Genomic DNA, 25,142 nt, shown 5'->3' with positions numbered 1-25,142 from the left:
ACTTGTTTGGCTGGGCGCATGAGCGAACTGAGCATCCGCGCCGCGCGCGTCAACGACGTCGGCGCCGTCCTGGACTTCTGGCGACTGGCCGCCGAGGGCACGAGCATCAGCGACGACGTGGCGGGCGTGAAGCGCCTGGTCGAGCGCGACCCGGACGCGCTCATCCTGGCCGAACTGCCCGCGCAGGCGGGCGATCCGGCGCGGCTGGTCGGTACGGTCATCGCCGGCTGGGACGGCTGGCGGGCCAGCCTCTACCGGCTCGCGGTCCATCCCGACCACCGGCGTCAGGGCGTCTCCGGGCTGTTGCTGGAGGCTGCGCACGACCGCTTCCGCGCGGTCGGCGGTCGTCGTGCGGACGCGATGGTGCTGGAGGTCAACGGCACCGGCCAAGCCGCCTGGGCCGCCGCCGGATACCACCGCGAGGACCAGTGGCGTCGCTGGGTCAGGCCGCTCGGCTGAGGCCGGGCCGTACCCGTCGCAGTTGAGCGACCGTCGGCCCGATTGTCAGAGGCCGGGCGTAGTGTCGCCGTATGGTCGCTCAACTGCCGCGTGGTCATCCAGAACTGAACAGAGCACCCGAACGTGCCGTTCCCGCCGACACCTTTGAGCCCGCCGACACCTTCGAGCCTTCGGAGCCCGAGGCCGAGCTCGCGCCCGAGCTCGCCGCGCCCGCTGGGCTCTCCGAGTTGCGGGCGGTCGCGGCCTCGCTGCTGGCCCGGATGATGGACCTGCGCGAGCGCGACCAGCCGCTGCCCGAGGCGTTGTTCCGCGCGGCCGAGCGGTTCCAGCCCCTGCTCGACGGTGTGGATCCGGCAGGCCAGGACGAGCTCGACGAGCTGTGGGAGTCGGCCCTGGCGCTGCCGGGGCTGCTGCGGAAGTCCGGCGACAGGGCCTGACGCCAGATCTACTCGTGCGCGATGGCGTCGAGGACGTTGAGCCGCGAGGCGCGTAGCGCGGGGCCCAGGGCGGCCAGCAGGCCGACCACGGCGGCGCCGATCACCACGGCGATCACGGTGGACCACGGGATCGACAGCGACTGCAGCCCCTTCACCGCCAGCAGCCGCTGCGCGGTCAGCCCCCAGACCAGCCCGAGGCCCAGTCCGAGAACGGCCCCGAACAGCGCGATGACGACGGCCTCCAGCCGTACCATCCGCCGCAGTTGGCGGCGGCCCAGCCCGATCGCGCGCAGCAGCCCGATCTCGCGGGTGCGCTCGATCACCGACAGGGCCAGCGTGTTGACCACGCCCAGGACGGCGATGATGATTGCCAGCGCCAGCAGGCCGTAGATCAGCTGCAGCAGGAAGTCGATCTGGCCCCGGATCAGCTTCTTGTAGTCGGTCTGGTCGCGCACCTGCACCTGCGGGTCCTTGGCCAGCGCGGTGGTCAGAGCGCTCTTGACCTGCTCCTTGTTCGCCCCGGGAGCCACGTTGACGAAGACCACGTCGTCCAGCGCGCCCGGCACGTAGCTGCGCAGCGTCTGCGTGGCGACGACCGGTTCGTCGCCCAGACCGCCCGGGTTGGTGTCGGTGACGTCGATCGCGCCGACCGTCAGCGTGCCGGTCCGTCCGCTCTGGAACAGGATCGTCACCGGGCTGCCGACGTGCAGGCTGTGCGCGTCGGCGTAGTTGGAGCCCACCATGACCCGGCCGGGCTCGGTGCCCCGGGCGATGGTGCCGGTGCGCATCTGGATGCGCACCACCTTGTCCAGGCCGGGCGTGGTGCCGACCACCAGCGTCCGGCTCTGCGTACCGTTCGCCGCGACCAGCGCGCCTCGCGTCGCCTGGCCGCGCACGACCAACCCCACGCCGTGCGTGGCCTGGACGGTGTCGCCGACCTCGTTGGGGAACGGCAGCCCGTTGGCGTTCTGCACGATCAGGTCCGCGCCGATGGTCTTGTCGATCTGCGCGTCGATCGAGGCCGCCATCGACGAGCCGACCACCGACAGCGAGGCGACCAGCGCCAGCCCGATCATCAGCGCGGAGGCGGTGGCGCTGGTCCGCCGCGGATTGCGCAGCGCGTTGCGCTGGCTCAGCGTCCCCACCGGACCGAAGACGCGCGGGAACCAGCCGCCGACCAGCCGGATCACCGGCCGGGCCAGCAGCGGCCCGATCACCACCAGCCCGATCAGGCTGAGCAGCACCCCGGCCCCGAGCAGCAGCCCGGCGCGCCCCAGGTCCCGCGTCACGGCGGCGCCGCCCAGCGCCGCCGCCGAGAGCGCCAGCACCACCAGCCCCGCCGCCGCGCGTATCCGCAGCGGCGCGCCACGGCCGGGGGTGTCCGCCTCACGCAGCGCGGCCATCGGCGAGACCTTCGACGCACGCCGCGCCGGCAGGTAGGCGGAGACCGCGGTCACCACGATTCCCACCGTGTACGCGGCGACCACGGTCGGCCAACGGACCGCCAGCTCGCTGCCCTTGAGCACCAGCCCGCCGGTGGCCACCAGCTTGATCAGCCCGAGCGCCAGCCCGACGCCCAGAGCCAGCCCGACCGTGGAGCCGATCACGCCGAGCAGCACCGCCTCCACCATGACCGACCGGTTGACCTGCTCCCGGCTCGCGCCCAGCGCGCGCATCAGCCCCAGCTCCCGGGTGCGCTGCGCGACCAGCATCGAGAAGGTGTTGAGGATCAGCGAGATGCCCACCAGCACGGCGATCCCGGCGAAGCCGAGCAGCGCGTCCTTGATGACCGAGAGGAAGGTGCCGAGCGTCTGCGCGGCGTCCTTGGCGCTCTGCTCGGCCGTCTTCACGTCGTAGGCCTTGCCGACCACGGCCGCGACCCGGTCGGCCAGCTGCTGGTGGGTGAGGCCCTGGGCGGCGACCGCGTCCACGGAGGTGAACACGCCCGTCTGGCCCAGCAGATGGCTCTGGGCGGTGGCCGTGTCCAGGAAGACCAGCGTCGCACCGGGGTTGGTGGTGTTGAAGGTGGCGATCCCGGTCAGCGTGACCGGGAAGCTGCCGGTCGCGGAGATCACGTGGAGCCGCTCGCCCAGCAGCAGATGGTGCTTGGCGACGGTGTCGGAGTCGACCACGACCTGGGTGCCGTTCGCCGGCGGCGAGCCGGAGGTCAGGTCGACGGGGGAGTTGGGCTCCAGGCTCCAGTTGATCCCGATGGTCGGCGCGCCGCCGATCGCGCCGATGCTCTTGTTCCGCGCGTCCGTGAGCACGATCCCGGCGAGCTGCACCCGCCCGTAGGAGGAGGCCACCCCGGGCACGTGCGCGACCGTGCCGACGAGGGACGCCGGGACCGTCGGCACGGTGCCGGAGAGGCTCTGGTCGTTGCGGCCCACCAGGTCGTTGTGCGCGGTCACCGAGACGTCCGCCGAGGTGCTGCGGAAGAGCCGGTCGAAGGTACTGCCGATGGTGTCGGTGAACATCAGCGTCCCGGCGACGAAGGCCACCGAGAGCACCACCGCGAGCAGGGACAGGGCCAGCCGACCCTTGTGGGCGAGAAAGCCGCGCAGCGTCGCCTTGAGCATCGGTCCCAGGGCTCCTCTACTCGGCGCGCGTGGTCGCGGGCCGGGGATCGAGACGACGCATCCGCTCCAGCACGCTGTCGGCCGTCGGACGCTCCAGCCGGTCGACGATCCGGCCGTCGGCCAGAAAGAGGACCAGGTCGGCGTAGGACGCGGCGTTCGGGTCGTGGGTGACCATCACGACCGTCTGCCGCAGCTCGTCGACGCTGCGCCGCAGGAAGCCGAGCACCTCGGCGCCGGAGCGGGAGTCCAGATTGCCGGTGGGCTCGTCCGCGAAGATCAGCGCGGGCCGTCCGACCAGCGCCCGCGCCACCGCGACGCGCTGCTGCTGCCCGCCGGACAGCTCGTGCGGCCGATGACCCAGCCGGTCGCCCAGCCCCAGGGTCTCGACCACCTGGGCCAGCCAGGCGGCGTCCGGCCTGCGGCCCGCGATGTCGCCGGGCAGGGTGATGTTCTCCTCGGCGGTGAGCGTGGGCAGCAGGTTGAACGCCTGGAAGACGAAGCCGACCCGGTCCCGCCGGAGCCGGGTCAGCTGCCGGTCCCCGAGCCGGGTCAGTTCGGTGTCACCGATCCAGACCTCGCCCGAGGTCGCCTGGTCCAGCCCGGCCAGGCAGTGCATCAACGTCGACTTGCCGGAGCCGGACGGCCCCATGATCGCGGTGAACCGCCCGGCGTCGATCGCGACGTCGACGGCGTCCAACGCGAGAACGGTGGTGTCTCCGCTCCCGTAGGCCTTGCTCAGCCCCACCGCCCGGGCGGCGGGACCGGACGCGTGCTGAGACGCGTGCTGTGACGCGTTCTGTGGCGTGCCAGCCATGACTCCGTGCTCCGACTCCCCCGGCCGACCCCTCCGAACTCGCTGAACAGCATGGATCGGCGTCCGGAACGAGCCTATGACCGACACTCCGGGACGGCATCCGCCACAGGACTGAGCCGGACCCTGAGTGATCCCCCGAGTGATCCCCGGAGCCCTCCCTTAGGTGAGCTCCCACGCCCCGCCGAGCACCGGCGCGAGCGAGGCGCGCGCGACCCCGAGGAAGCTCTCGTGGTCGACCTCCGGCCCGGCGCAGCGCTCCGGCAGCGCGCCGAGCAGCGGGGCGTCCGCGACCAGCGGCAGGTCGGCCAGGTTGCACCGCATCGCCAGGTCCGGCTCGGCCGGCCAGCCGCCGATGACGAGCCCGTGCAGCGGGATCGAACGGGTGCGCAGCGCCTCGGCGCTCAGCTCGGTGAGGTTGAGTGTGCCGAGCCCGGCGGTCACCACGAGCAGCACCTCGGCCTGCAGGCCGAGGCCCGTCAGCGCGGCGGGAACGTCCGCGAGCGAGGAACCCTCCGCGTCGAACCGCACCAGCAGGCCGCCCGCGCCCTCGACCAGCACCAGGTCGTGCGTCTCGGCGAGCCGGGCCACCTCCTTGGCGATCTGCTCCGTCGTCACGGGCGGCAGGCCGCTGCGCGCGGCGGCGGTCCCGGGCGCGAGCGGCTCGGGGTAGCGACCCAGCTCGCTCACGGTCACCGGCCCGGCCAACCGCAGCACCTCGTCCACGTCGCCCGGCTCGCCCGGCGCGACGCCGGTCTGTGCGGGCTTCACCACCGCGACGCGCCGCGACGCGTCACGCGCGAGGGCCGCGACCGCTGCGGTGGTGACGGTCTTTCCGATCTCGGTGTTGGTGCCGGTGACGAGGAGGATCTGGCAGGTCATGGTGCGTGAGTTGCTTTCGGTCAGAGGGTCGGTCGGTTGGATCGACGCGAAGGCGGAGTTGCAGCTTCCTCAGGGGCGCGACGAACTGCGCGAGAAGCGCGTTGTCGCGAGAACCACGTGTGTACGGACGGCCCTGCGCGTTCGGTGCTCCACCTGCGTGGGTGGCTTGTAGCGCAGTTCCCCGCCTGCACTGCTTATGCGGCTTCCGCCGCCGCGCGGACGCCCGCGCAGAGGGTGGCGAGGTCGGCGTCTCCGCAGACATACGGCGGCATCGTGTAGACGAGGTCCCGGAACGGCCGAAGCCACACCCCCTCCGCCGCAGCGGCCCGCGTCGCCGCCGCGACATCGACCTCGTGGTCGAGCTGCACCACGCCGATCGCGCCCAGCACCCGCACGTCCCGGACGCCGGGAAGCGCGGCCGCAGGCGCCAGTCCCTCCCGCAGGCCGGACTCGATCCGCTTGACCTCCTGCCGCCAGTCCTGCGAGAGCAGCAGTTCGATCGACGCGTTGGCCACCGCCGTCGCCAGCGGATTGCCCATGAACGTCGGGCCGTGCGCCAGCACAGGCACGTCACCCCGGCTGATCCCCTCCGCCACCCGCGTCGTGCACAGCGACGCGGCCAGCGTCAGGTATCCGCCGGTCAGCGCCTTGCCGACGCACATGACGTCGGGGGAGACGCCCGCGTGGTCCGCCGCGAAGAGTTCGCCGGTGCGGCCGAAGCCCGTGGCGATCTCGTCGAAGACGAGCAGGACGTCGTGCGCGTCGCACAGCTCCCGCAGCACCCGCAGGTACGCGGGGGAGTGGAACCGCATGCCGCCCGCACCCTGGACCACGGGTTCGACGATCACGGCTGCGGCCTCCGCCGCATGACGGGCCATCAGCTCGTCCAGATGGGCCACGTACGCCGGGTCGACGGGGGCGTCGAACCCGGACGGCGGGGCCTCGGCGAAGATCTGGCGCGGCAGGACGCCGGTCCAGAGCTCGTGCATGCCGCCCTCGGGGTCGCAGACCGACATCGGGTGGAAGGTGTCGCCGTGGTAGCCGCCGCGCCAGGTCAGCAGCCGGTGCTTCTCCGGGCGGCCCTGCGAACGCCAGTACTGCAGGCACATCTTGGCTGCGACCTCGACCGAGACCGAGCCCGAGTCCGCCAGGAACACGTGCTGCAGCGGCTCGGGCGTCAGCTCGACCAGCGTGGTCGCCAGCCGGACGGCGGGCTCGTGGGTGAGCCCGCCGAACATCACGTGGCTCATCCGGCCGAGCTGGTCGCGGACGGCCGCGTCCAGCACCGGGTGGCCGTAGCCGTGGATCGCCGACCACCACGACGACATGCCGTCGATCAGCTCGTCATGGCCCTCGACCGGCCGGGCCATCCGCAGCCGCACGCCGCTCGCGGACGCGACCGGGTAGGGCTCGGCCGCGCCCGGCATGGCCCCGTAGGGGTGCCAGACATGGGCGCGGTCGAGCTCGAGCAGCCGGTCGACGTCCAGCGGGACGCGCGTGCCGGCGCCAGGTTCGGACGTGCTCATCAGGCGTTGGGCGGCAGGTCCGTGCCGGCGCCGCGACGGCGGACGGCCACGTCGGCGTGCTCGCGGTCGCGCGGCAGCGTCGCCTCGTCCTGGCCCTCGACGACCCAGCCGCCGTCGGAGAGCATCTCGAGGTCGGCTTGGCCGGCCTGGCCCTCGCTGGTCAGGTAGTCGCCCAGGAAGATCGAGTTGGCCAGGTTCAGGGCCAGCGGCTGCAGCGAGCGCAGGTGCACCTCACGGCCGCCCGCGATGCGGACCTCCTTGTCCGGGAAGACGAACCGGACCATCGCCAGGATGCGCAGGCAGCGCTGCGGCGTGAGGTTCCACTCCTTGGCCAGCGGCGTGCCCTCGAACGGGATCAGGAAGTTCACCGGAACCGAGTCCGAGTCCAGGTCGCGCAGCGCGTAGACGACGTCGACCAGGTCCGCGTCGCTCTCGCCCATGCCCGCGATCAGGCCCGAGCAGGCGGACAGACCGGCGGCCTGCGCCTTCTGCACGGTGTCGACCCGGTCGGAGAAGTCGTGGGTGGAGCAGATGTCCTCGTAGGTGCCCTCGGACGTGTTCAGGTTGTGGTTGTACGCGTGGACACCGGCGTCGCGCAGCCGCTCGGCCTGGCCGTCGGAGAGGAGGCCGAGGCAGGCGCAGATCTCGACCTGCTCGTTCTCCTCCTTGATCGCCGCGATGGTGTCGGCGACCCGGTCCACGTCCTTGTCCGTCGGGCCGCGACCGCTGGCCACCAGGCAGACGCGCTTGGCGCCGCCCGCCACACCGGCCTTGGCCGCGGCGGCGGCGTCACCCGGCTTGAGCCAGGTGTACTTGAGGATCTCGGCCTTCGAGCCCAGCCGCTGGGAGCAGTAGGAGCAGTCCTCGGGGCAGAGTCCGCTCTTGAGGTTCACCAGGTAGTTGAGCTTCACCCGGCGGCCGAAGAAGGCCCGGCGGACGCGACCGGCCGCGGCGACGACGTCGAGCAGTTCGTCGTCGGTGGTGGCGAGCACGGCCAGGGCCTCCTCGCGAGTGGGCAGTTCGCGGCTGAGCGCCTTGGTGACAAGAGAGTCGAGCAGATCCATGAAGGTGATCCTGCCCTGCGGTGATCTGCTGCCGCCAGTACGGAACCGGATAGAACATCTCACACAACGCTGGCCGTGTTGTCACAGATCAACCAACTCGGACCCGACTCGTCCGATTCTCGGCACGATGTGAAGGGATTCGGTTCGATGAGTGAGCGCGACGCGAAAGCCTGTCCGTGGCCTGTGAATTCGGTGTCTCTGCTGATCACCCGGCTGGTTCGCACGGGAGTGTGACCCCCTACACTCTCTCGCATGACGACCAGGGGAGAGTCGACCGCCGACCCTCGGGAACCGGAACCGCAGCCCGCGGACGCCCCCGTGCACGCCCCTGCGCATGCCCCAGCGCATGCCGCCGGGCACCGGCCGCGCCGCGGCTCGCGCAGGGCGGCGCTGATCGGGCTGCTGGTCGTGTCGGCGGGCATAGCGACCTGGGCGGAGGTCCACTACACGGGCGCCTCCTCGGCCGCCGCGGGGACCGGGTCCACCGAGATCTCCCAGGACAGCGTCGGCGGCGTCGCCGTGCCGGGTGACACCAGCGGCGCAGCCGCTGCGCAGGGCGACCTGCCGGACGCCTCGACCATCGCCCCGGCCACGGTGAACGTGCCCGAGAGCGCCACCAACGTCAACGCCTACCAGGAGACCCGCTACGCGCTGGACAGCGCGGCGTCCTGCCTGGGCGTCATGGCTCCCACCGTGCCGAACGCCGTCGTCACCTCGTGTGAGGGCTATCTCACAGCGGACTACCTGAGCGCGGACCACTCGGTGTTGTCGCAGGTCACCCTCTTCACCTTCGCGGACGCGGAGACGGCGCGCCAGGCGGAGTCCGCGCTCGACAGCGCGTCGTCGGTGTCGATGCGTCAACCCGGCAACGCCGTTCCGGGGGTGACGGCGCCGACGACCGCAGCGCAGTGGAAGGTCGCCCAGGTCGGGCGTTTTGTCACGGTTGTCCACTCCGCCTACGCGGCGCAGACGACCGGCGCCACCGCCGATCTGGTCACCCCGACCTGGTACCTGACCGCGCAGACCGGCGACGCGGTCATGTGGGACGACTGAGCGGTCTCGGCACCTCTCTTATGCACCCCGGTTACGCGCGGGTGTGGTGGTCGCGGCTGTGGTGAGCAATGTCGCAACGGCTTCGAGTTGTCCCGTGCGGCGCGCTCCTGACAGGGTCGCCCCATGACCCTCGCCACCGCTGACCCCTTCGCGTGGATCGACGCCGCCGCCGCGACCCGGCAGCGGGCCGGTCTGGTGCGCACGCTGCGACCGCGCCCCGCGGACAGCGGCCTGCTCGACCTGGCGAGCAACGACTATCTGGGCCTCACCCTCGACCCCCGGGTCACCGACGCCGCGGCCGAGGCAGCCCGGCGCTGGGGTGGCGGCGCGACCGGTTCCCGGCTGGTGACCGGGACGACCGAGCTGCACGCCGAGCTGGAGCGCGAACTCGCCGAGTTCTGCGGCGCGGAGGCGGCGCTCGTCTTCTCCTCCGGCTACACCGCCAACCTGGCCGCGCTCACCGCGCTGACCGGCCCGGAGGCGCTGATCGTCTCCGATGCGCTCAACCACGCGTCGCTGATCGACGGTTGCCGCCTCTCCCGCGCCCGGATCGCCCGTGCCGCGCACAAGGACCCGGGTGCGTTCCGCGCCGAGCTGGCCGCCCGGAGCGAGGCCCGGGCGATCGCGGTCAGCGACTCCGTCTTCTCCGTCGACGGCGACGCCGCGCCGCTGGCCGAGCTGGCCGCCGCCTGCCGCGACCACGGCGCGGCACTGGTGATCGACGACGCGCACGGCCTGGGCGTCCTCGGCCCGGGCGGCTCCGGGGCCACCGCGGCCGCGGGTCTGGCGGGCGCGCCGGACGTGGTGACCACGGTGACCCTTTCCAAGTCGCTGGCCTCGCAGGGCGGCGCGGTGCTCGGTCCGCGCCGGGTGATCGAGCACCTGGTCCAGGCCGCGCGGACCTTCATCTTCGACACCGGTCTCGCCCCGGCCGCCGCCGGTGCCGCGCTCGGCGCGCTGCGCGTGCTCCGCTCCGAGCCCGAACGCGCCGACCGGGCCCGGCAGGTGGCACACCTGCTGGCCGACGCCCTGCGCGCCGAGGGATTCGAGTCCAGCGAGCCGGACGCGGCCGTGGTCTCGGTCCGCGCCCCCTCCCCGGAGGCGGCTGTGGCCTGGGCCGCCGAGGTGCGCGCACTCGGCCTCGGCGTCGGCTGCTTCCGCCCGCCGTCCGTGCCCGACCGCTTCTCGCGGCTGCGGCTGACGGCCCGCGCGGATCTGACGGATGATCAAATCACCTGGGCTGTCTCGCTTCTGGCCGGCACCGCCCCGGACGGCGCCCGCCGGGACCGGTGACGGACCCTGCCGCCATGGGCTCCGGTCGTGATGGGATGACCCCATGACTGGGACCAATGGGAGCGCGAACCGCCGGGGGAAGAGCCAGGGCAAGATCCAGGGGAAGATCCGCTGGGGCATCCTGGCCACCGGCAACATCGCCCGCGACTTCACCGAGGACCTCCAACTCCTCCCGGACGCCGAGGTGTTCGCCGTCGCCTCGCGCACGGAGGGGGCTGCCCGGGCCTTCGCCGCGCGCCACGGGATCCCCCACGCGTACGGCAGTTGGGCGGAGTTGGCCGCCGACGATCGCGTCGACGTGGTCTACGTGGCCACCCCGCACAGCGCCCACCACGACGCCGCCGCGCTCTGCCTCGACGCGGGCCGCGCGGTCCTCTGCGAGAAGCCGCTCACGCTGGACGCGGCGCAGGCCCGCTCCCTGGTCGAACTGGCCCGCAGCCGCGGGGTCTTCCTGATGGAGGCCATGTGGATGCGGTTCAACCCGGCGATCCGGCGCGCCGTCGAGCTGGTCCGTGACGGGGTGATCGGCGACGTCCGCACCGTTCACGCCGACTTCGGCATCGCCGGACCGTTCGAGCCGAGCCACCGGCTACGGAACCCGGCGCTGGGCGGCGGCGCGTTGCTGGACCTCGGCGTCTATCCGGTCAGCCTGGCGCACCTGTTGCTGGGCAGGCCCGACCGGGTGCGCGCCTGGTCCAGTCCGACGCCCGAGGGCGTCGACGCCAACACCGGTGTGCTGCTCGGCTACGACAGCGGCGCGATGGCCGCTCTCACCTGCGGCATCGTCGCGCCGACGCCGCGCCGGGCCACGGTGGCCGGCACCGAGGGCCGGATCGAGCTGCCCCAGGACTTCTTCCGCCCGGACCACCTGCTGCTGCGTCGCGGCAAGGACGAGCAGAAGCCGGCCGAGCGCATCGACGTGCCGTTCCACGGCCTCGGGTTCACCCACGAGGCCGAGGAGGTGATGCGCTGCCTGCGCGCCGGTCTGCTGGAGAGCCCGCTGATGCCCTGGCAGGCCTCGATCGAGGTGATGGAGCTACTCGACGAGGCCCGCCGTCAGGCGGCTCTCTGACCGGACGCGTGGTCAGTTCACCCGGCCGAACCAGACGGAGTGCGTCCAGATGTGCTCCAGCTTCACGTAGGTGCCGGGGTGCGGGGAGTGCCAGATCTTCCAGTGCCCGGCGTAGATGCCCACGTGGTACACGTAGTCGCCGTCATGGAAGAAGACCAGGTCGCCAGGTCGCAGCTGGCGGAACGAGATGTGGTGCACGTGGTTGTACTGCTGTTCCGCCGTGCGGGGGAGTTTTCTTCCGACATGTTTGAACGCGTAGTACGTCAGCCCTGAGCAATCGAAAGAGTTCGGCCCGGTGGCTCCCCAGTGATAGGGGTCGCCGTGCTTGGATTCGGCGACGTGCAAGGCCCGCAGGCCGATGGTGAGATTGGCCGCGCTGGCCGTCGGCGCGACCACTGCGGTCCCGCCGAGAAGTGCTCCCGTGGCGGCGAGCGTGGTGATTCCGGCCTTCAGCCGGTTGGCATGGTTGCGCGCAGAACCAGAGGACGCAGACATGCTAAAGCCCTTCCGGAACCGCCTACGAAAGTCGTCCCTGTCGGGTTCGGGCTCCAGAAGCTGCCCGGCCGTCGTCCGGCTTCACCCCGAGGGGCGGCGTTGCCTGCGCCACCCCGTACTGCCTGGGTCTCCCGTTCTCGCCTGTCAGGTGTGTGTGAGCACCTGGCGTCCGGCCGGTGGCGAGACTAGGCGTCCGGCAGGACCGCCCCGCCACGGTGGCGAGGACTTGTTCGTTCGGCGGACAGTATTGGCACGTTTTTATGGGATCTTCACGTTCCGCCGTGCGTTTGTGATTCTTACCACATCGGGTTTGCTGCGCAATTCTTGAGCCTTCAGAGGTATTCGTATGCCGGGCCTCGAAAACGATTACAGACGCGTTCGAACCGGGTATGAACTGGGCTTATTCGGGGCGCTGTGGGAATGGTTCATCCATTCGGCGGGCGTCGGCCGATCGTGTCGGCCAGGCCGTATCCGACGGCCCCTTCCGCGCCCATCGCCAGGCCGTGTTCCAGGTCGTGTCGCACCCGCTCGCGACTCGTGCCGGTCGCCTCGGCGAGCAGCGCCTCGACGGCGCGGAGCCGACGCTCCCAGGAGTCCGCATGGTGCATCAGTTCCTCTGCCGCGAGCGGGTGGCCGTCCGGTTCGGTCCCGGGGTCCGGGTGGGCGAGCAGGAGTCGCGCCTGCGGCATGACGACCCGTCGGCCGGGCGTGCCGACGGCCAGCAGCACGGCCGCGGTCCGCTCGGCGCGCCCCAGGCAGACGGTCTGCACCGGGCAGGCGAGCGAGCGGACCACGTCGACCAGCCCGAGCAGCGGGGTGAGCGCGCCACCGGAGGAATTCAGGTAGAGGCTCAGCTCACGGCCCGGGTCGGCGCGGTCGAGGTGGAGCAGTTCGGCGGCGGCCTCCGCGCACGCGGTGTCGTCGAGCGGCCCGGTAAGGGTGACCACCCGCTGTTCCAGCAGCTGCTCGCGGAAGGGGTCGCGGAGTCGTTCGGTCGGCATTCCGTCCTCCTGCTCGTCCTGAGTCGGTCCGCGCGTTCTGCTGCGAACGTACTCGCCAAGAACGTACGTTCTGTACAGAACGCTAGACTTCGAGCATGCCTGCTGAGATTCCCGTCACACAAGCCAGGGCCGCCTTTGCGGAGCTGGTCAACCGCGTCGGCTACGGCAGCGAGCGGGTGGTCATGACCCGCCACGGCAAACCCCTGGTCGCCCTGGTCTCCGCCGCCGACCTGCGGCGACTGGAGGAGCTCGACGCCCAGGACGCCCCGCGCCCCGCCGAGGAGCCGGAGTGGTCGGGCGCCGTCAGCGAGATCCACGCGGTCGGCCCGCTCGCGGAGAGCGAACGCCCGCGCAGTCGCTTCGGCATCACCGCCCGGGAAAACCCGGGTCGGGCTGACGGTGGCCGTCGCTAGATTGAACGGGTGACCGAGGATCAGCTGCCCCAGGGCGTCGGCCGGACCGCGCTCGGCGTGGCCATGGTGCGGGCCGTCGAGAGCGCCCGTCCCGCGAGCGACCGGCTCTTCGACGATCCCTACGCCGCCGCCTTCGTCCGCGCGGCGGTTGCCGCCGCGCCCGCGCAGGTGCCGCGCGGTAGGTCGAGCGAGGCCTGGCGGGTGATGTCCGCGCACCTTGTGCTGCGCACCGCGTTCTTCGACGACTGCCTCCAGGGCGCGGCCCGCACGGGCGGCTGCACCCAGGTGGTGCTGCTCGCGGCCGGGCTGGACGCACGCGCCTTCCGGCTGGACTGGCCCGACGGCGTCCGGCTCTTCGAGCTCGACCTGCCCGACACCCTGGCCTTCAAGGAGCGGGTGCTCGCCGCCGAACACGCCGAGCCCCGGGTGCCGCGCACCATCCTCGCCGTCGACCTGCGCGAGGACTGGGCCGCCGCGCTGACCGGCGCCGGGTTCGACCCGGAGGCGCGCACGGCCTGGCTGGTCGAGGGTCTGCTGATCTATCTGGAGCCCGCCGACGCCGCCGCGCTGCTGGAACAGGTCGGCGCACTCTCCGCGCCCGGCAGTCGTCTGTCCCTGGTCCACGGCCGTGAGCTGCGGCGGACCCTGGAGCTCTCGGCCAGCGAGCCCTCGATGTCCGCGGCGATCTCGCTCTGGCGCGGCGGCCTCGGCCAGGACGCCGCCCAGTGGCTGCGCCGCGACGGCTGGCTGGTCCACGAGATCGACAAGGACGACCTCGCCGACCGCTACGGCGCGGATCGCCTGACCCACGGTGGCGGCTTCCTCGTCGCCGAGCGGCCCGGGACCGGCGAGCGTCCACGCCGCGCCGCCGCTCGCCTGCTCGTCCTGGATCCGGACGATCACGTCTTCCTGCAACTGCACCACGACGCCGAGGTCGGCCCGCACTGGGTGCTGCCCGGCGGCGGCCTGGAGCCGGGGGAGGAGCCGCTCGCCGGAGCCCTGCGCGAGACGACCGAGGAGACCGGCTGGACCGACGTGACCACCGGTCCGGCGCTGTGGACCTGGGAGCACGACTACCACCGCAGCGGGGAGGGGCTGGTCCGTCAGCACGAGGTGATCTTCCTGGCCCGGGCCCCGCGCCGGGACCCGGTCGGCGACCTGACCGACTCGTTCGCCGCCGACGGCATCCTCCGCTGCCGCTGGTTCAGCCCGGCCGAACTCGCCGAGGTGGGCGAGGTGCTGTGGCCGCCGCAACTGGTCGCCCTGCTGGAGGCGCTGCGCCGCGACGGCCCGCCCGCGCAGCCGATCGACCTCGCCTACGTGCCCAACCATCAGGAGCTGGACCGAGGGTGATGCCGCGTCCGCTCAACGGGCTCAACGGGATCAGCTGGCTCAGCTCCATGGTCGACCCGCTCACCCGCGACGCCGGGGACGAGCGGTTCGACTTCGGCCTCGACGTCCTGCTCGACGGGCTCCTCGCCCAGGCTGACCGCTTTTCCGAGAGGTAGGACGACAGGTAGGACGAGAGACGGGAGACGCGAGAAGCCGGCAGGAGAAGCGGAGCCCTCTTCCCTCGTTCGAGTAATCGCGTTGACCGCGTCACAGTCGCGACATATCGTGTTTCTGTCGCCGTCGATCCCGCGCGGTCGATCCGCCGTTCCCTGCCGGCCGAAGCTGGAGTGTGTCCGCCATGAACGAGCCTGTGCTGCTCCCTGCCCCCGCCGGCGAGGGCCCCGCCCTGCGCGCCGGGGACGTCGACCGGGACCGGGTCGCCGCCGTGCTCGCCGATGCTTTGGCCACCGGTCACCTCGATCCGGACGAGCACGCATCGCGACTGGAGACCGCCTACGCGGCACGGACACTGGCCGAGCTGCATCCGCTCACCCTCGACCTGCCCGTCTCCGCCTCCGAGCTGCAGCCGGTCGAGCCGCCGAGCGTCCGCCCGGTGACCGCGCTGTTCAGCAAGGTCCGCCGTGGCGGCCAGTGGCCGGTGCCGCCCACCAGCGTGGCCCGTGCCCGCTGGGGCAAGCTGGTGATCGATCTGCGCCAGGCGGTCTTCACCCGGCGCGAGGTGGTGATCGAGGCCGACGCCCTCTGCGGACTGATCGAGATCGTCCTGCCTCCGCACGTCCGCGTCTACGACGAGGGCGGCGCGTTCTTCGCCAAGCGGGTGCTGCCGCTGGGTGCGGTGGACGAGACGCCGACGGACGGTCCGACGATACGGATCACCGGCCGGGCCTTCCTCGGCCAGGTCCGGGTGCGTCGCCCCGGGGCCACGCTCGGGGCCGGTGCGCACCCGTGGCGGGAGTGGCGCTGAGCGCAACGCCGCAGCATCCTTGACCTGATGGGCCGACGTCACCAGGAGCACCAGGAGGTTCGGCCATGAACGTCTACGGAATGCGGGCGGAGTACGCGGGCGGGGGCACGATCAAGGCCTGGCACATGATGAAGGACGGCGCGCTGACTGCCCTCTGCGGTCGTGAGCTGGGCGAGGACGCGGCGACCATGACCGACGCGGGCTGGGCGCACACCAGGGAACCGATCTGCCACACCTGCGGCGCGCTCTACCTGCGCCAGGTCCCCTACGACAGCATGATGTCCGGCACCTGACCCGACAGCCCCCAGGCTCTCTGGGCGGCTCAGCCCGCCGGGCGCTGGCCCAGGCGGGCCAGGTACGCGTTGTACGCCTCCAGCTCCTGGTCGCCGTTGCGGTCGGCGGCCCGGTCCTTGCGGCGCGACTGGCGCTCCTCGGATTTGGCCCACTGGAAGGTCAGCGCGATCAGCACCACCGTTGAGGGGATCTCGCTGAACGCCCAGGCCAGGCCGCCCGCCAGGTGCTGGTCGCTGAGTGGGTTGATGCCCAGCGACGCCGGCGGGTGCGCGAAGGTGTTCACCATCAGGCCGGACGCCATCATCACCGCCACGCCGAAGAAGGCGTGGAACGGCATGCCCATGAACAGCTCCAGGATCCGCATCACGTAGCCGGGGCGGTGCGGTCCCGGGTCCACGCCCATGATCGGCCAGAAGAAGACCAGGCCGACCGCGAGGAAGTGGACCATCATCAGCTGGTGGCCCCAGGTGGTCTTCATCAGGAAGTCGAAGATCGGCGTGAAGTACAGCCCGTAGAGGCTGGCGATGAAGAGCGGAATGGTGAACGCGGGGTGGGAGACCACCTTCAGGTAGCGGGAGTGCAGCAGGGCGACCAGCAGCTCGCGCGGGCCGCGCTTGCCCTTGGGGGCCGGACGGAGTGCGCGCAGGGTCAGCGTGATCGGGCCGCCGAGCAGCAGCAGGATCGGCGTCAGCATCGACAGCACCATGTGCTGCATCATGTGCGCGCTGAGCAGCACCATCCCGTACTGGGCCAGTCCGGTGCAGGTGACCATCACCATGGTGACGACCCCGAGCATCCACGCGACGACGCGACTGACGGGCCACTTGTCACCGCGCCGCCAGAGCCGGACGGCGCCGAAGAGGTAGAGGCCCGCCATCAACAGGGCGGCTACCAGGAAGTACCAGTCGGCGGAGGGGTGGAAGGCGAGCGCCCGGCCGAAGGTGAAGGGGAGAAGGTCCTGGCCCATCCCCGGCATGCCCGGCATGCTGCCCATCGGCGGTTCCTGCTTCCCTCGTCCTGGTGCGCACAGTTACCGCACCAGAGTAGAACCGACCGTTTTGTCCTTCGGCACCCGGGTCATGCTTTGGGTACCAGCGTGTTCTCCGAACATCGTCCGGTCAGGTAGTCGTCGACGTTCGCGACGGTGGTCGCGATGATCTGGCCGACTGCCGTCGAGGTGAAGTAGGCCTGGTGGGACGTCACCAGCACCTGGGGGAAGGTCATCAGCCGGGCGAGGGTGTCGTCGGTCACGCCCTCCAGCGACTTGTCGAAGAAGGAGAGGCCGGTCTCCTCCTCGTAGACGTCCAGCCCGACGCCGCGCAGCCGCCCGGCGCGGAGCGCCTCGACCAGGGCGCGCGAGTCGACCAGTCCGCCGCGGCTGCTGTTGATCAGGATCGCGGACGGCTTCATCCGGCCGAGCGCGGTCTCGTCGATCAGGTGGTGGGTGTCCGGCAGCAGCGGGACGTGCAGCGAGACGATGTCCGACTCGGCAAGCAGCAGCTCCAGCGAGGAGTACTCCATGCCGAGCCGGTCGCGGCAGACGGGGTTCTCCGCGATGTCCCAGCCGAGCAGCCTGGTGCCGAAGCCGTGGGCGATCCGGGAGAAGCACTCGCCGATCTTGCCGGTGCCGATCACGCCGACGGTCATGTCGTGGACGTCCAGGCCCATCAGACCGTCCAGCCGGAAGTCGAACTCGCGGGTCCGCCCGGCCGCCCGGACGATCCTCCGGTTGACGGCCAGGGCGAGCGTCCAGGCGAACTCGGCGACGGCATAGGGGGAGTAGAAGGAGACGCGGCTGATGGTGAAGCCGAGTTCGGCGGCGACGTCCAGATCGATGTTGTTGAAGCCGGTCGACCGCTGGGCGATCATCCTCGTCCCGCCCTTGGCGAGGATCCGCAAGGTGGTGGCGTCGAGCCGGGCGTTGACGCTGGTGCTGATGATCTCGTGCTCGGCCGCCAGCGGCGCGGTGTCCGTGTTGAGGAAGACCTCCAGGCAGCGGACGTCGTACCGACCGGTGAACGCGGCTTCCAGCAGGGGCTTCTCGTCGGCCTGCACGCCGTAGGCAAGGATCTCCATACGATACACGCTAATCGGACATAACCGGCATTGCCCGACGGTCCGCCGCCGGGGCTGACCCGGCGGCGGACCTGGCGGCGGAACAGGCGGTGCGTCAGATGACGGTCTCGGCCTCGGCGTAGCGCTCGGCCGGGACGGTCTTCAGGTCCGCGACCGCCTCGGCGAGCGGGACCAGGTTGATGTTGGTCCCCTGCAGGGCGGTCAGGTGACCGAACGCGCCCTTGTGCACGGCCTCGACGGCGTGCCAGCCGAAGCGGGTGGCGAGGATCCGGTCGTAGGCGGTCGGCGTACCGCCGCGCTGGATGTGGCCGAGGATGACCGGGCGGGCCTCCTTGCCCAGCCGGTGCTCCAGCTCGCCGGAGAGCTGGGTGGCGACCCCCGTGAAGCGCTCGTGCCCGTAGATGTCGATGGTGCCCTCCTGCCACGGCATGGTGCCGGGCTCGGGCTTGGCGCCCTCCGCGACCACCACGATCGCGAACTTCTTGCCGCGCTCGAAGCGTTCGCGGACGACCTCGGTCAGCTTGCCGATGTCGAAGGGCCGCTCGGGCACCACGATGGCGTGGGCGCCGGCCGCCATGCCGGCGTTGAGGGCGATCCAGCCGGTGTGACGCCCCATCAACTCCACGACCATGACCCGCTGGTGCGACTCGGCCGTGGTCTTGAGGCGGTCCAGCGCCTCGGTGGCCACCGAGACGGCGGTGTCGAAGCCGAAGGTGACGTCGGTGCAGGCGATGTCGTTGTCGATGGTCTTCGGCACGCCCACGATCGGCAGGCCCGCGTCGGAGAGCAGGCGCGCCGCCTTCAGCGTGCCCTCACCGCCGATCGGGATGATGCCGTCGAGGCCGAGCCGCTCGCACATCTCCAGGGCGGCGTCGACGCCGCCCCGGAGCTTGGACGGCTGGACGCGGGTCGAGCCCAGGATCGTCCCGCCCTGGGCCAGGATGCCGGAGACGGACTCCAGCGTCAGCTCCCGGTAGTCCTCCTCGAGGAGGCCCCGCCAGCCGTCGACAAAGCCGATGATCTCGTCCCCGTGGTCCACCACTCCGCGGTGGACCACCGACCGGATCACGGCGTTCAGACCGGGGCAGTCCCCGCCACTGGTCAGCACACCAATACGCATTGTTCAGCTACTCCCGAGCAGAGCGCGGCGACCGGAATCGGACAAAACAACCCTATCGCGATGATACCGAGCAGCGACTCCCGGTCAGGCCGGCTCGGTCGCCAGGGCGGCGCCGTCGGCGCCCTGCGTGGGGGAGCGGAGTGGAACAGGTGTGAACTCGGAGGGATCGAGCAGGCGGCCCGGATCAGGCCGTCTGCTGCTGGGCGGCGGAGATGCGCTCGGACCGCAGCGCGTCGTACCACGTGTTGTCGGCCGGCGGCAGGGCGCTCACGTCCAGGGCCAGCTTGATCAGCAGGTCCGCCACGGCGGGGTTGCGGGCCATGACCGGTCCGTGCAGGTAGGTGCCGAAGACGGTGTCCCGCCAGGCGCCCTCGGTGCCGTCGCCGGTCCCGTTGCCGCCGCCGACGGTGACCCGGGCCAGCGGGGAGACGCCCTGGCCCAGGTGGGTGATGCCCTGGTGGTTCTCGAAGCCTGTCATCGTCGGCAGGCCGAGACGCGGGTCGGGCTCGGCGAGGATGTCGCCGACGTTGCGGTGGCTCTCGCCACGGGTGCTCCACACGTCCAGCAGACCCAGGCCCGACGTCCGCTCGCCGCGGTCGTCCACGAACTCGTGGCCCAGGATCTGGAACCCGGCGCAGACACCGAAGACGATGGCGCCGTTCTCGACCGCGCGGTGCAGGCCCGGGTCCACCCGCAGCCGCTCACCGGCGAGCCGCTGCGGGCGGTCCTCGCCGCCGCCGATCAGGTAGATGTCGCCGCTGGTCGGCACCTGCTGGTCGGAGCGGACGTCGATCCGCTCCACCTGCAGGCCGCGCTGCCGGGCCCGGCGCTCGACGACGAGCACGTTGCCGCGGTCGCCGTAGGTGGAGAGCAGGTCGGGGTAGATCCAGACCAGCCGAAGGGCGCTTTCACTCATGGCGGGAAGGTCCTTGTCGTCTCGGTGCCGGCGGTCAGTTCTGCACGTCGCGGCGGAGCTGCTGGAACGCGGTGTAGTTGGCGATCGCCTCGACCCGACCGGCCGGCGCCATCGCCACGGCCTGCTGGATCGAGTCGACCACCTGGAACTGCACACCGGCGACCTCGAGCCGCACCGCGAGGTCCAGCTTGCGCTGGCCCATCACGAAGACCGGGTGGCCGACCAGCCGCTCGTAGTCGACGTCCCACAGCCAGGAAGTGTCGGTGCCGTCCGCCGAGAGCGCGTTGACGGAGAGCACCACCGGCGCGGGCGCCGGGTCGATCAGGGAGAAGGTCTCCAGCCAGCCCGCCGGGTTCTTGGCGAGCAGCAGGCGCACCTCGCGCCCCGCCACCATGACCGACTCGTAGCGGCCCGCGACGGCCGTCACCGACTCCATCCGCTGCAGCGCGACCTGCGGGTGCACGCCGAAGACCGAGGCGACCGCCGCGGTGGAGGCGGCGTTCGACAGGTTGGCGCGGCCGGGCAGCTGGAGCCGGATCGGCCACGGCGACCCCTGCGGGTCGACCACGAACTCGCCCTGGAGCGCCCAGTGCGGCTGCGGTCGGCGGAAACCGCAGGACGGGCAGAACCACTCCTCGTCCGGGCGCTGCATGACGCCGCCGCAGCTCGGGCAGGACCAGGCGTCCTCGCGGTAGGCCTGGCCCGCCGCCACCCAGATCACCCGGCGGCAGGACGACGCGGCCCAGGTGACCAGCGGGTCGTCGGCGTTGGCGATGATCACGGCCTCGGACCCGGCCAGGCCCTCGCGCCACTTCTCGGCCAGCATGCGCGTCTCGGAGGACCGGTCGAGCTGGTCGCGGGAGAGGTTGAGCAGGGCGATGGCCTTCGGGTGGGTGTCCCGGGCGACCATGGCCAGGTACTTCTCGTCCACCTCGATGACGCCGAACCGCGCCTGTTCGCCCTCCGCCAGGGCGGAGGTGATGCCCGCCGGCATGTTGGCGCCGAGCGCGTTGGAGACGACCGGTCCGGCCGCGCGCAGTGCCTCGGCGATCAGACGGGTGGTGGTGGTCTTGCCGTTGGTCGCGGAGACCAGGACCACGTCGAGGTTCTCGGAAAGGCGACTCAGCAGATCCGGGTCCACCCGGAGCGCGACCTTGCCGCCGATCACCGAGCCGCTTCCGCGTCCCGCGGCGCGCGACACAGCGGCCGCGGCCTTTCCGGCGGTGACGGCGAGCTTGGCGCGAGCGTTCAGCGAGGCCGACGGCACGGCCGAATCGGGTTGCGCGGACATCGGTGTGCTTCCTCCTGCGGTCTGCCTGCGGGACGGCGAGGCTGTCCGTAGCCTACCGGGCCGATCCCTTCCGCTGCGGGCACCGTCCATCTCCGTTCGGTTGCCCGTCATCTGATCCGCCCGCGAACCAGCCGGACGGGCCCGTGAACAGGAGCGGTTGTGGCTCCGCATAGAGTCGTCCCATGCTCTCCCGCATCCCCGGCAGCGCCGGCACCGTGCATCCCGTCACCCCGTGGGCCTCGGCGGTGCTCCGCGAGCCGTGCGCGACCGTGGAGGTCTTCGACCAGGAGCTGGAGCGCCTAGTCGAGGACATGTTCGCGACCATGTACGCGGCGGACGGCGTGGGGCTGGCGGCCAATCAGGTCGGGGTCGGGAAGCGGGTCTTCGTCTACGACTGCCCTGACGACGAGGACGTCCGCCATGTGGGACACGTCGTCAACCCGGTGCTGGTGGAGGCGGACGGCGTCGTGGTGGCCGGAGAGGAGGGCTGCCTCTCGCTGCCAGGCCTGCGGGCGCAGACCCCGCGTTACGACCGCGCGGTGGTCCGCGGTCAGGACGTGACGGGCGCGCCCGTCGAGATCGAGGGCACCGGCTTCTTCGCCCGCTGCCTCCAGCACGAGTCGGCGCATCTGGACGGCGGCGTGTTCGTCCAGGAGCTGACGGGACTGCGCGCCTTCCGCGCACACCGCGCGATCCGGCGAGCGCCCTGGTACCTGCCTGCCGACGGCGGCTGAGCGCCGCCCGGGAGTGCGTCGGGAGTGCGGTGGCAGAGCAGGGGCTGCGGAGCAGGGATGGGCGGGACGGGACGGAGGCGGGCGCGGTCGTGCCGGAACGGACCCAACTGACCCGGTGGCAGGCGGAACCAGGGCGGACGGCCGTCCAGGACGAGTGGGGCCGGGTGGTGGCCGACTTCGTCCGGGTCGCCGTGACCAGCGGCCGGACCGATGCCGGGACCGGTGACGGAACCGATGCCGGGACCGGTGACCGGACCGGCGACGGGGTCGGCTTCTGGTGGGCGGACGACCTGCGTCCGCGCTGTCCCGACCTCGCGCATGCGGCGCGCGTGGTCGGCGAGGTGCTGGCCGGCTGGACGCTCGACGTCCGGGTGGCCTCGGCCGAGACCGACTTCGCCGAGTTGCTGCACCGCTCCGCCGAGGCGTTCGGGCGCCACGCCCACCACTACCTCTGGGACTTCGCGCTGATGCGCCCGGATCCGCGCTGGCACGAACCGGAGCTCCCGCACGGCCTGACGCTGGCCGCGCCCGGCGAGGTGGGTGGCCGCCGACTCTTCCGGCTGCACCAACGCGCCTACCCGCCGGGCCATCCGGACCATCCGGCCGGTGACCCGGACTGGTTCGCGTCGATGGTCCAGGGTCGGCTCTTCGGCGAGCTGCTCGACGGCAGCGCGGTCGCGCTGGCGCCGGGCGGACGGCCGGTGGCCGCGGTACTGGTGGCGCAGCGCAGCAGCTGTCTCGCGGGCGACGGGCCCGGCGTGGTGGACATCTTCCGCGACCCCGCGCACGCGCCCCAGGGCCTGGGCGCCGCACTGCTCCGGCGCGCCCTCGCGCGCACCGCGCAGGCGGGCCTGCCCACGCTGCGGCTGGAGGTGACCGAGGGGAACCCGGCCCGACGGGTCTACGAGCGGACCGGCTTCGCGTACAGCGGCAGTTCGCGGCGGTTGCGTCTGCCGGGGGGCACCTCCCGGCCGCAGGTCAGGGGGAGCGTCCCGCAGCCCGTCCGCTGACGGGGGGTCAGTCGCGCTCGCGGACAGGGCGGGTGGGGCGGACGGAGCGGGCGGACGGAGCGGGCGGAGCGGACAGATGTGTTCAGTCCGAGATCTTGGTCGCGCCCGGGTTGTCACCGGCTGCGGCGAGGCGGCCCCAGAGCAGGTCGGCCAGGGTCTGCACCATCCGCTGCCGGGGAAACGGCCGGTGCTCCAGCCACCAGTCGCCGCCGGCCAGCACCATGCCCGTGATCGCCTGCCCCCAGGCCTCCGCCATGACGTTGCTCTCCGGCCCGAGGTCCACCTGCATCGCGATGGCATGGCTCAGCTCGGCCGCGATCGCCCGCAGCGTGGGCGCCAGCGGCCCGGCTGGGGAGAGTCCGTCCGAGGCCGGGTCGGGGTGGGCGAGGAACCGGTAGACCTGCGGTGCGGACTCGATCGCGGCGAGGTAGGTGTCGAGGACGTTCTCCACCCGCTCCCGCCGCTCCAGCGGCGCGGCCAGCGCGTCCCTGATCTGCGCGAGGAGCGCGGCCGAGTGCCGGTCGGCCAGGGCGCGGTAGAGACCGTTCTTGTCGCCGAAGTGCCGGTACAGGATCGGCTTGGTGATCCCTGCCTCGGCCGCGATCGCGTTCATGCTCGCGCGCGGCCCCTCGCGGCGCACCACCCGGTCGGCCGCGTCGAGGAGCGCCGTGCGCCTCTCGTCGCGGGTGTCGGCCTCGATCCGCATGCCTTGACATTCCTTACTAGGTAGTAACAAACTTTGCGTGTGTTACCGACGGTAACACCTGGCGATGGAAAATCCAGTACGCGCAACGCGCCCGGGAGACAACAGATGACGGCCTTCAACCTCGCACTCAACGACGACCAGATCGCCGTCCGCGACTGGCTGCACGGCTTCGCCCGGGACGTCATCCGCCCCGCCGCGGCCGAGTGGGACGAGCGGGAGGAGACTCCCTGGCCGATCATCCAGGAGGCGGCCAAGGTCGGCATCTACTCGCTGGACTTCTTCGCCCAGCAGCAGTTCGACCCGACCGGTCTGGGCATCCCGATCGCCATGGAGGAGCTGTTCTGGGGCGACGCGGGCATCGGCCTCGCCATCTGCGGCAGCGCGCTGGCCGCAGCGGGCGTCGTCACCAACGGTACGCCCGAGCAGGTCGGCGTCTGGGCGCCGGAGATGTTCGGCACCCCGGACGAGCCCAAGCTGGCCGCGTTCTGCTCCTCCGAGCCCGACGCCGGCTCCGACGTCGCCGCGATGCGCACCCGCGCCGTCTACGACGAGGCCACCGACGAGTGGATCATCAACGGCACCAAGACCTGGGCGACCAATGGCGGCATCGCCCACGTCCACGTCGTCGTCGCCGTCGTCGACCCGGAGCTCGGCGCGCGCGGCCAGGCGTCCTTCATCATCCCGCCGGGCACCAAGGGTCTGAGCCAGGGTCAGAAGTTCAAGAAGCACGGCATCCGCGCCTCGCACACCGCCGAGGTCGTCCTCGACAACGTCCGCGTCCCCGGCGACTGCCTGCTCGGCGGCAAGGAGAAGCTGGACGAGCGCATGGCCCGCGCCCGGGAGCGCGCGGCTGCGGTCGCCCGCGGCGAGAAGGTCGAGCAGGTCAAGAACGCGGCGATGGCCACGTTCGAGGCCTCCCGCCCGGCCGTCGGCGCCCAGGCGGTCGGCCTGGCCCGCGCGGCGTACGAGGAGTCCCTGGAGTACGCGAAGACCCGAGAGCAGTTCGGCCGGCCGATCATCGACAACCAGGGCATCGCCTTCACCATCGCCGACATGCGCACCCGCATCGACGCCGCGCGCATGCTGGTCTGGCGCGCCTCCTGGATGGCGGCGACGGCCCAGCCGTTCACGGCGGCCGAGGGCTCGATGTCCAAGCTGTACGCGGGTGAGACGGCCAAGTGGGTGACGGCCCAGGCGATCCAGATCTTCGGCGGCAACGGCTTCACCCGTGAGTACCCGGTGGAGCGGATGCACCGCGACGCGGCGATCTACACCATCTTCGAGGGGACCAGCGAGATCCAGCGGCTGGTTATTGCGCGCACGCTCTCGGGTCTCCCGATTCGCTAGGCCCTGTCGTCAAACTCGCGTCGGATCAGCCCGGGTTGTCTGGTGCGGACAGTTGCAAGGCGGAGGATCGCCCTCGTACTGGGCCGTACTTGGGCGATGCGACAACGCAGCGTGGGGGCACCCCCTAGCCGAAGGCAGGGGGAGGCCGTACCAGGCAAGCCGGGCCCGGCGGGAGTTTGACGACAGGGCCTGGGAGAAGGTGCAGGTCTTCGAGGGGCGCGGGGCTCTGCTCGACCAATCTGCCCG

General features: G+C 71.7%; 26 protein-coding genes. 13 read left to right on the top strand and 13 right to left on the bottom strand.

From position 1 onward, the window contains the following. Positions 1–18: 18 nt before the first annotated feature. Positions 19–459, top strand: coding sequence for a GNAT family N-acetyltransferase (locus ABH940_RS15500; protein ID WP_370068241.1), 441 nt, complete (start codon positions 19–21; stop codon positions 457–459). 71 nt (positions 460–530) lie between these two features. Beyond that, on the top strand, positions 531–896 hold the full coding sequence (locus ABH940_RS15495) for a hypothetical protein (RefSeq protein WP_370068239.1): 366 nt from the start codon (positions 531–533) through the stop codon (positions 894–896). 8 nt (positions 897–904) lie between these two features. Here the strand turns inward: ABH940_RS15495 and ABH940_RS15490 are convergent, their stop codons facing one another. The 5 genes from ABH940_RS15490 to bioB all read right to left on the bottom strand — a co-directional run bounded on the left by ABH940_RS15490 (position 905) and on the right by bioB (position 7,758). Continuing rightward, a complete protein-coding gene (locus ABH940_RS15490) occupies positions 905–3,475 on the bottom strand; it encodes an ABC transporter permease (RefSeq protein WP_370068237.1) in 2,571 nt (856 codons plus the stop codon). A 16-nt stretch (positions 3,476–3,491) separates the two neighbouring features. Continuing rightward, positions 3,492–4,289: an ABC transporter ATP-binding protein gene (locus ABH940_RS15485; RefSeq protein ID WP_370068235.1), complete on the bottom strand. Its 798-nt coding sequence runs from the start codon at positions 4,287–4,289 to the stop codon at positions 3,492–3,494. A gap of 159 nt (positions 4,290–4,448) precedes the next feature. Next, positions 4,449–5,168, bottom strand: coding sequence for a dethiobiotin synthase (gene bioD, locus ABH940_RS15480; RefSeq protein ID WP_370068233.1), 720 nt, complete (start codon positions 5,166–5,168; stop codon positions 4,449–4,451). 194 nt (positions 5,169–5,362) lie between these two features. After that, complete coding sequence (locus ABH940_RS15475) at positions 5,363–6,694, bottom strand: adenosylmethionine--8-amino-7-oxononanoate transaminase (protein WP_370068231.1); 1,332 nt, start codon at positions 6,692–6,694, stop codon at positions 5,363–5,365. Next, entirely contained in the window at positions 6,694–7,758 is a 1,065-nt protein-coding gene (gene bioB, locus ABH940_RS15470; RefSeq protein ID WP_370068229.1) for a biotin synthase BioB, read from the bottom strand. Before bioB ends, ABH940_RS15475 begins: the two co-directional genes overlap by 1 nt. Positions 7,759–8,010: 252 nt before the next feature. Between bioB and ABH940_RS15465 the strand changes: the two genes are divergently transcribed. The 3 genes from ABH940_RS15465 to ABH940_RS15455 all read left to right on the top strand — a co-directional run bounded on the left by ABH940_RS15465 (position 8,011) and on the right by ABH940_RS15455 (position 11,176). Beyond that, positions 8,011–8,811 carry a hypothetical protein gene (locus ABH940_RS15465; protein WP_370068227.1) on the top strand — a complete coding sequence of 267 codons (801 nt, stop codon included), beginning with the start codon at positions 8,011–8,013 and terminating at the stop codon, positions 8,809–8,811. 123 nt (positions 8,812–8,934) lie between these two features. Continuing rightward, positions 8,935–10,104, top strand: a complete 1,170-nt coding sequence (locus tag ABH940_RS15460; protein ID WP_370068225.1) for an 8-amino-7-oxononanoate synthase — start codon at positions 8,935–8,937, stop codon at positions 10,102–10,104. A 43-nt stretch (positions 10,105–10,147) separates the two neighbouring features. Continuing rightward, complete coding sequence (locus ABH940_RS15455; protein ID WP_370105478.1) at positions 10,148–11,176, top strand: Gfo/Idh/MocA family protein; 1,029 nt, start codon at positions 10,148–10,150, stop codon at positions 11,174–11,176. A 12-nt stretch (positions 11,177–11,188) separates the two neighbouring features. On the opposite strand, the gene ABH940_RS15450 is transcribed toward ABH940_RS15455, so the two are convergent. Together ABH940_RS15450 and ABH940_RS15445 are read right to left on the bottom strand one after the other, a co-directional pair. Further along, positions 11,189–11,671: a C40 family peptidase gene (locus tag ABH940_RS15450; protein WP_370105477.1), complete on the bottom strand. Its 483-nt coding sequence runs from the start codon at positions 11,669–11,671 to the stop codon at positions 11,189–11,191. 425 nt (positions 11,672–12,096) lie between these two features. Continuing rightward, the gene (locus ABH940_RS15445; protein WP_370105476.1) at positions 12,097–12,672 is read right to left on the bottom strand and encodes an ATP-dependent Clp protease proteolytic subunit; all 576 of its coding nucleotides are present in this window, start codon (positions 12,670–12,672) and stop codon (positions 12,097–12,099) included. A gap of 95 nt (positions 12,673–12,767) precedes the next feature. Here ABH940_RS15445 and ABH940_RS15440 point away from each other — a divergent pair, with 95 nt between their 5' ends. The 5 genes from ABH940_RS15440 to ABH940_RS15420 all read left to right on the top strand — a co-directional run bounded on the left by ABH940_RS15440 (position 12,768) and on the right by ABH940_RS15420 (position 15,695). Then, the gene (locus ABH940_RS15440) at positions 12,768–13,085 is read left to right on the top strand and encodes a type II toxin-antitoxin system Phd/YefM family antitoxin (protein ID WP_370105475.1); all 318 of its coding nucleotides are present in this window, start codon (positions 12,768–12,770) and stop codon (positions 13,083–13,085) included. Positions 13,086–13,094: 9 nt separating this feature from the next. Next, positions 13,095–14,438, top strand: coding sequence for an SAM-dependent methyltransferase (locus ABH940_RS15435; RefSeq protein ID WP_370105474.1), 1,344 nt, complete (start codon positions 13,095–13,097; stop codon positions 14,436–14,438). Further along, positions 14,438–14,593, top strand: a complete 156-nt coding sequence (locus ABH940_RS15430) for a hypothetical protein (RefSeq protein ID WP_370105473.1) — start codon at positions 14,438–14,440, stop codon at positions 14,591–14,593. The genes ABH940_RS15435 and ABH940_RS15430 overlap by 1 nt, the downstream gene beginning before the upstream one ends. A 182-nt stretch (positions 14,594–14,775) precedes the next feature. Further along, the gene (locus tag ABH940_RS15425) at positions 14,776–15,402 is read left to right on the top strand and encodes a DUF1707 domain-containing protein (protein ID WP_370068211.1); all 627 of its coding nucleotides are present in this window, start codon (positions 14,776–14,778) and stop codon (positions 15,400–15,402) included. 65 nt (positions 15,403–15,467) lie between these two features. Beyond that, positions 15,468–15,695, top strand: a complete 228-nt coding sequence (locus ABH940_RS15420) for a hypothetical protein (protein ID WP_370068209.1) — start codon at positions 15,468–15,470, stop codon at positions 15,693–15,695. Between the two features lie 29 nt (positions 15,696–15,724). Here the strand turns inward: ABH940_RS15420 and ABH940_RS15415 are convergent, their stop codons facing one another. From ABH940_RS15415 to ABH940_RS15395, 5 genes are all read right to left on the bottom strand, one after another. After that, the gene (locus tag ABH940_RS15415) at positions 15,725–16,690 is read right to left on the bottom strand and encodes a cytochrome c oxidase assembly protein (RefSeq protein WP_370068207.1); all 966 of its coding nucleotides are present in this window, start codon (positions 16,688–16,690) and stop codon (positions 15,725–15,727) included. A gap of 83 nt (positions 16,691–16,773) precedes the next feature. Next, positions 16,774–17,772, bottom strand: coding sequence for a 2-hydroxyacid dehydrogenase (locus ABH940_RS15410; RefSeq protein ID WP_370105472.1), 999 nt, complete (start codon positions 17,770–17,772; stop codon positions 16,774–16,776). Positions 17,773–17,866: 94 nt separating this feature from the next. Further along, positions 17,867–18,892 (bottom strand): 6-phosphofructokinase, encoded by a 1,026-nt coding sequence (locus ABH940_RS15405; RefSeq protein ID WP_370068203.1) that lies wholly within the window; start codon positions 18,890–18,892, stop codon positions 17,867–17,869. Between the two features lie 184 nt (positions 18,893–19,076). Further along, positions 19,077–19,808 carry a type 1 glutamine amidotransferase gene (locus tag ABH940_RS15400; RefSeq protein ID WP_370068201.1) on the bottom strand — a complete coding sequence of 244 codons (732 nt, stop codon included), beginning with the start codon at positions 19,806–19,808 and terminating at the stop codon, positions 19,077–19,079. A gap of 34 nt (positions 19,809–19,842) precedes the next feature. After that, positions 19,843–21,099 (bottom strand): MurT ligase domain-containing protein, encoded by a 1,257-nt coding sequence (locus ABH940_RS15395; RefSeq protein WP_370068199.1) that lies wholly within the window; start codon positions 21,097–21,099, stop codon positions 19,843–19,845. Between the two features lie 182 nt (positions 21,100–21,281). On the opposite strand from ABH940_RS15395, the gene def reads away from it, so the two are divergent. Together def and ABH940_RS15385 are read left to right on the top strand one after the other, a co-directional pair. Next, complete coding sequence (def, locus tag ABH940_RS15390) at positions 21,282–21,833, top strand: peptide deformylase (protein WP_370068197.1); 552 nt, start codon at positions 21,282–21,284, stop codon at positions 21,831–21,833. Between the two features lie 89 nt (positions 21,834–21,922). Beyond that, positions 21,923–22,843: a GNAT family N-acetyltransferase gene (locus tag ABH940_RS15385; protein WP_370105471.1), complete on the top strand. Its 921-nt coding sequence runs from the start codon at positions 21,923–21,925 to the stop codon at positions 22,841–22,843. Between the two features lie 82 nt (positions 22,844–22,925). On the opposite strand, the gene ABH940_RS15380 is transcribed toward ABH940_RS15385, so the two are convergent. Then, positions 22,926–23,549 carry a TetR family transcriptional regulator gene (locus ABH940_RS15380; RefSeq protein WP_370068195.1) on the bottom strand — a complete coding sequence of 208 codons (624 nt, stop codon included), beginning with the start codon at positions 23,547–23,549 and terminating at the stop codon, positions 22,926–22,928. 105 nt (positions 23,550–23,654) lie between these two features. Between ABH940_RS15380 and ABH940_RS15375 the strand changes: the two genes are divergently transcribed. Further along, entirely contained in the window at positions 23,655–24,896 is a 1,242-nt protein-coding gene (locus ABH940_RS15375) for an acyl-CoA dehydrogenase family protein (protein WP_370068193.1), read from the top strand. The last annotated feature ends 246 nt before the right edge of the window (positions 24,897–25,142 follow it).

The organism is Streptacidiphilus sp. BW17, from assembly GCF_041262485.1.
GTDB lineage: Bacteria > Actinomycetota > Actinomycetes > Streptomycetales > Streptomycetaceae > Streptacidiphilus.
The sequence above is the reverse complement of the archived record's forward strand: the minus strand, read 5'-3'. Positions and strand labels throughout refer to the sequence as shown.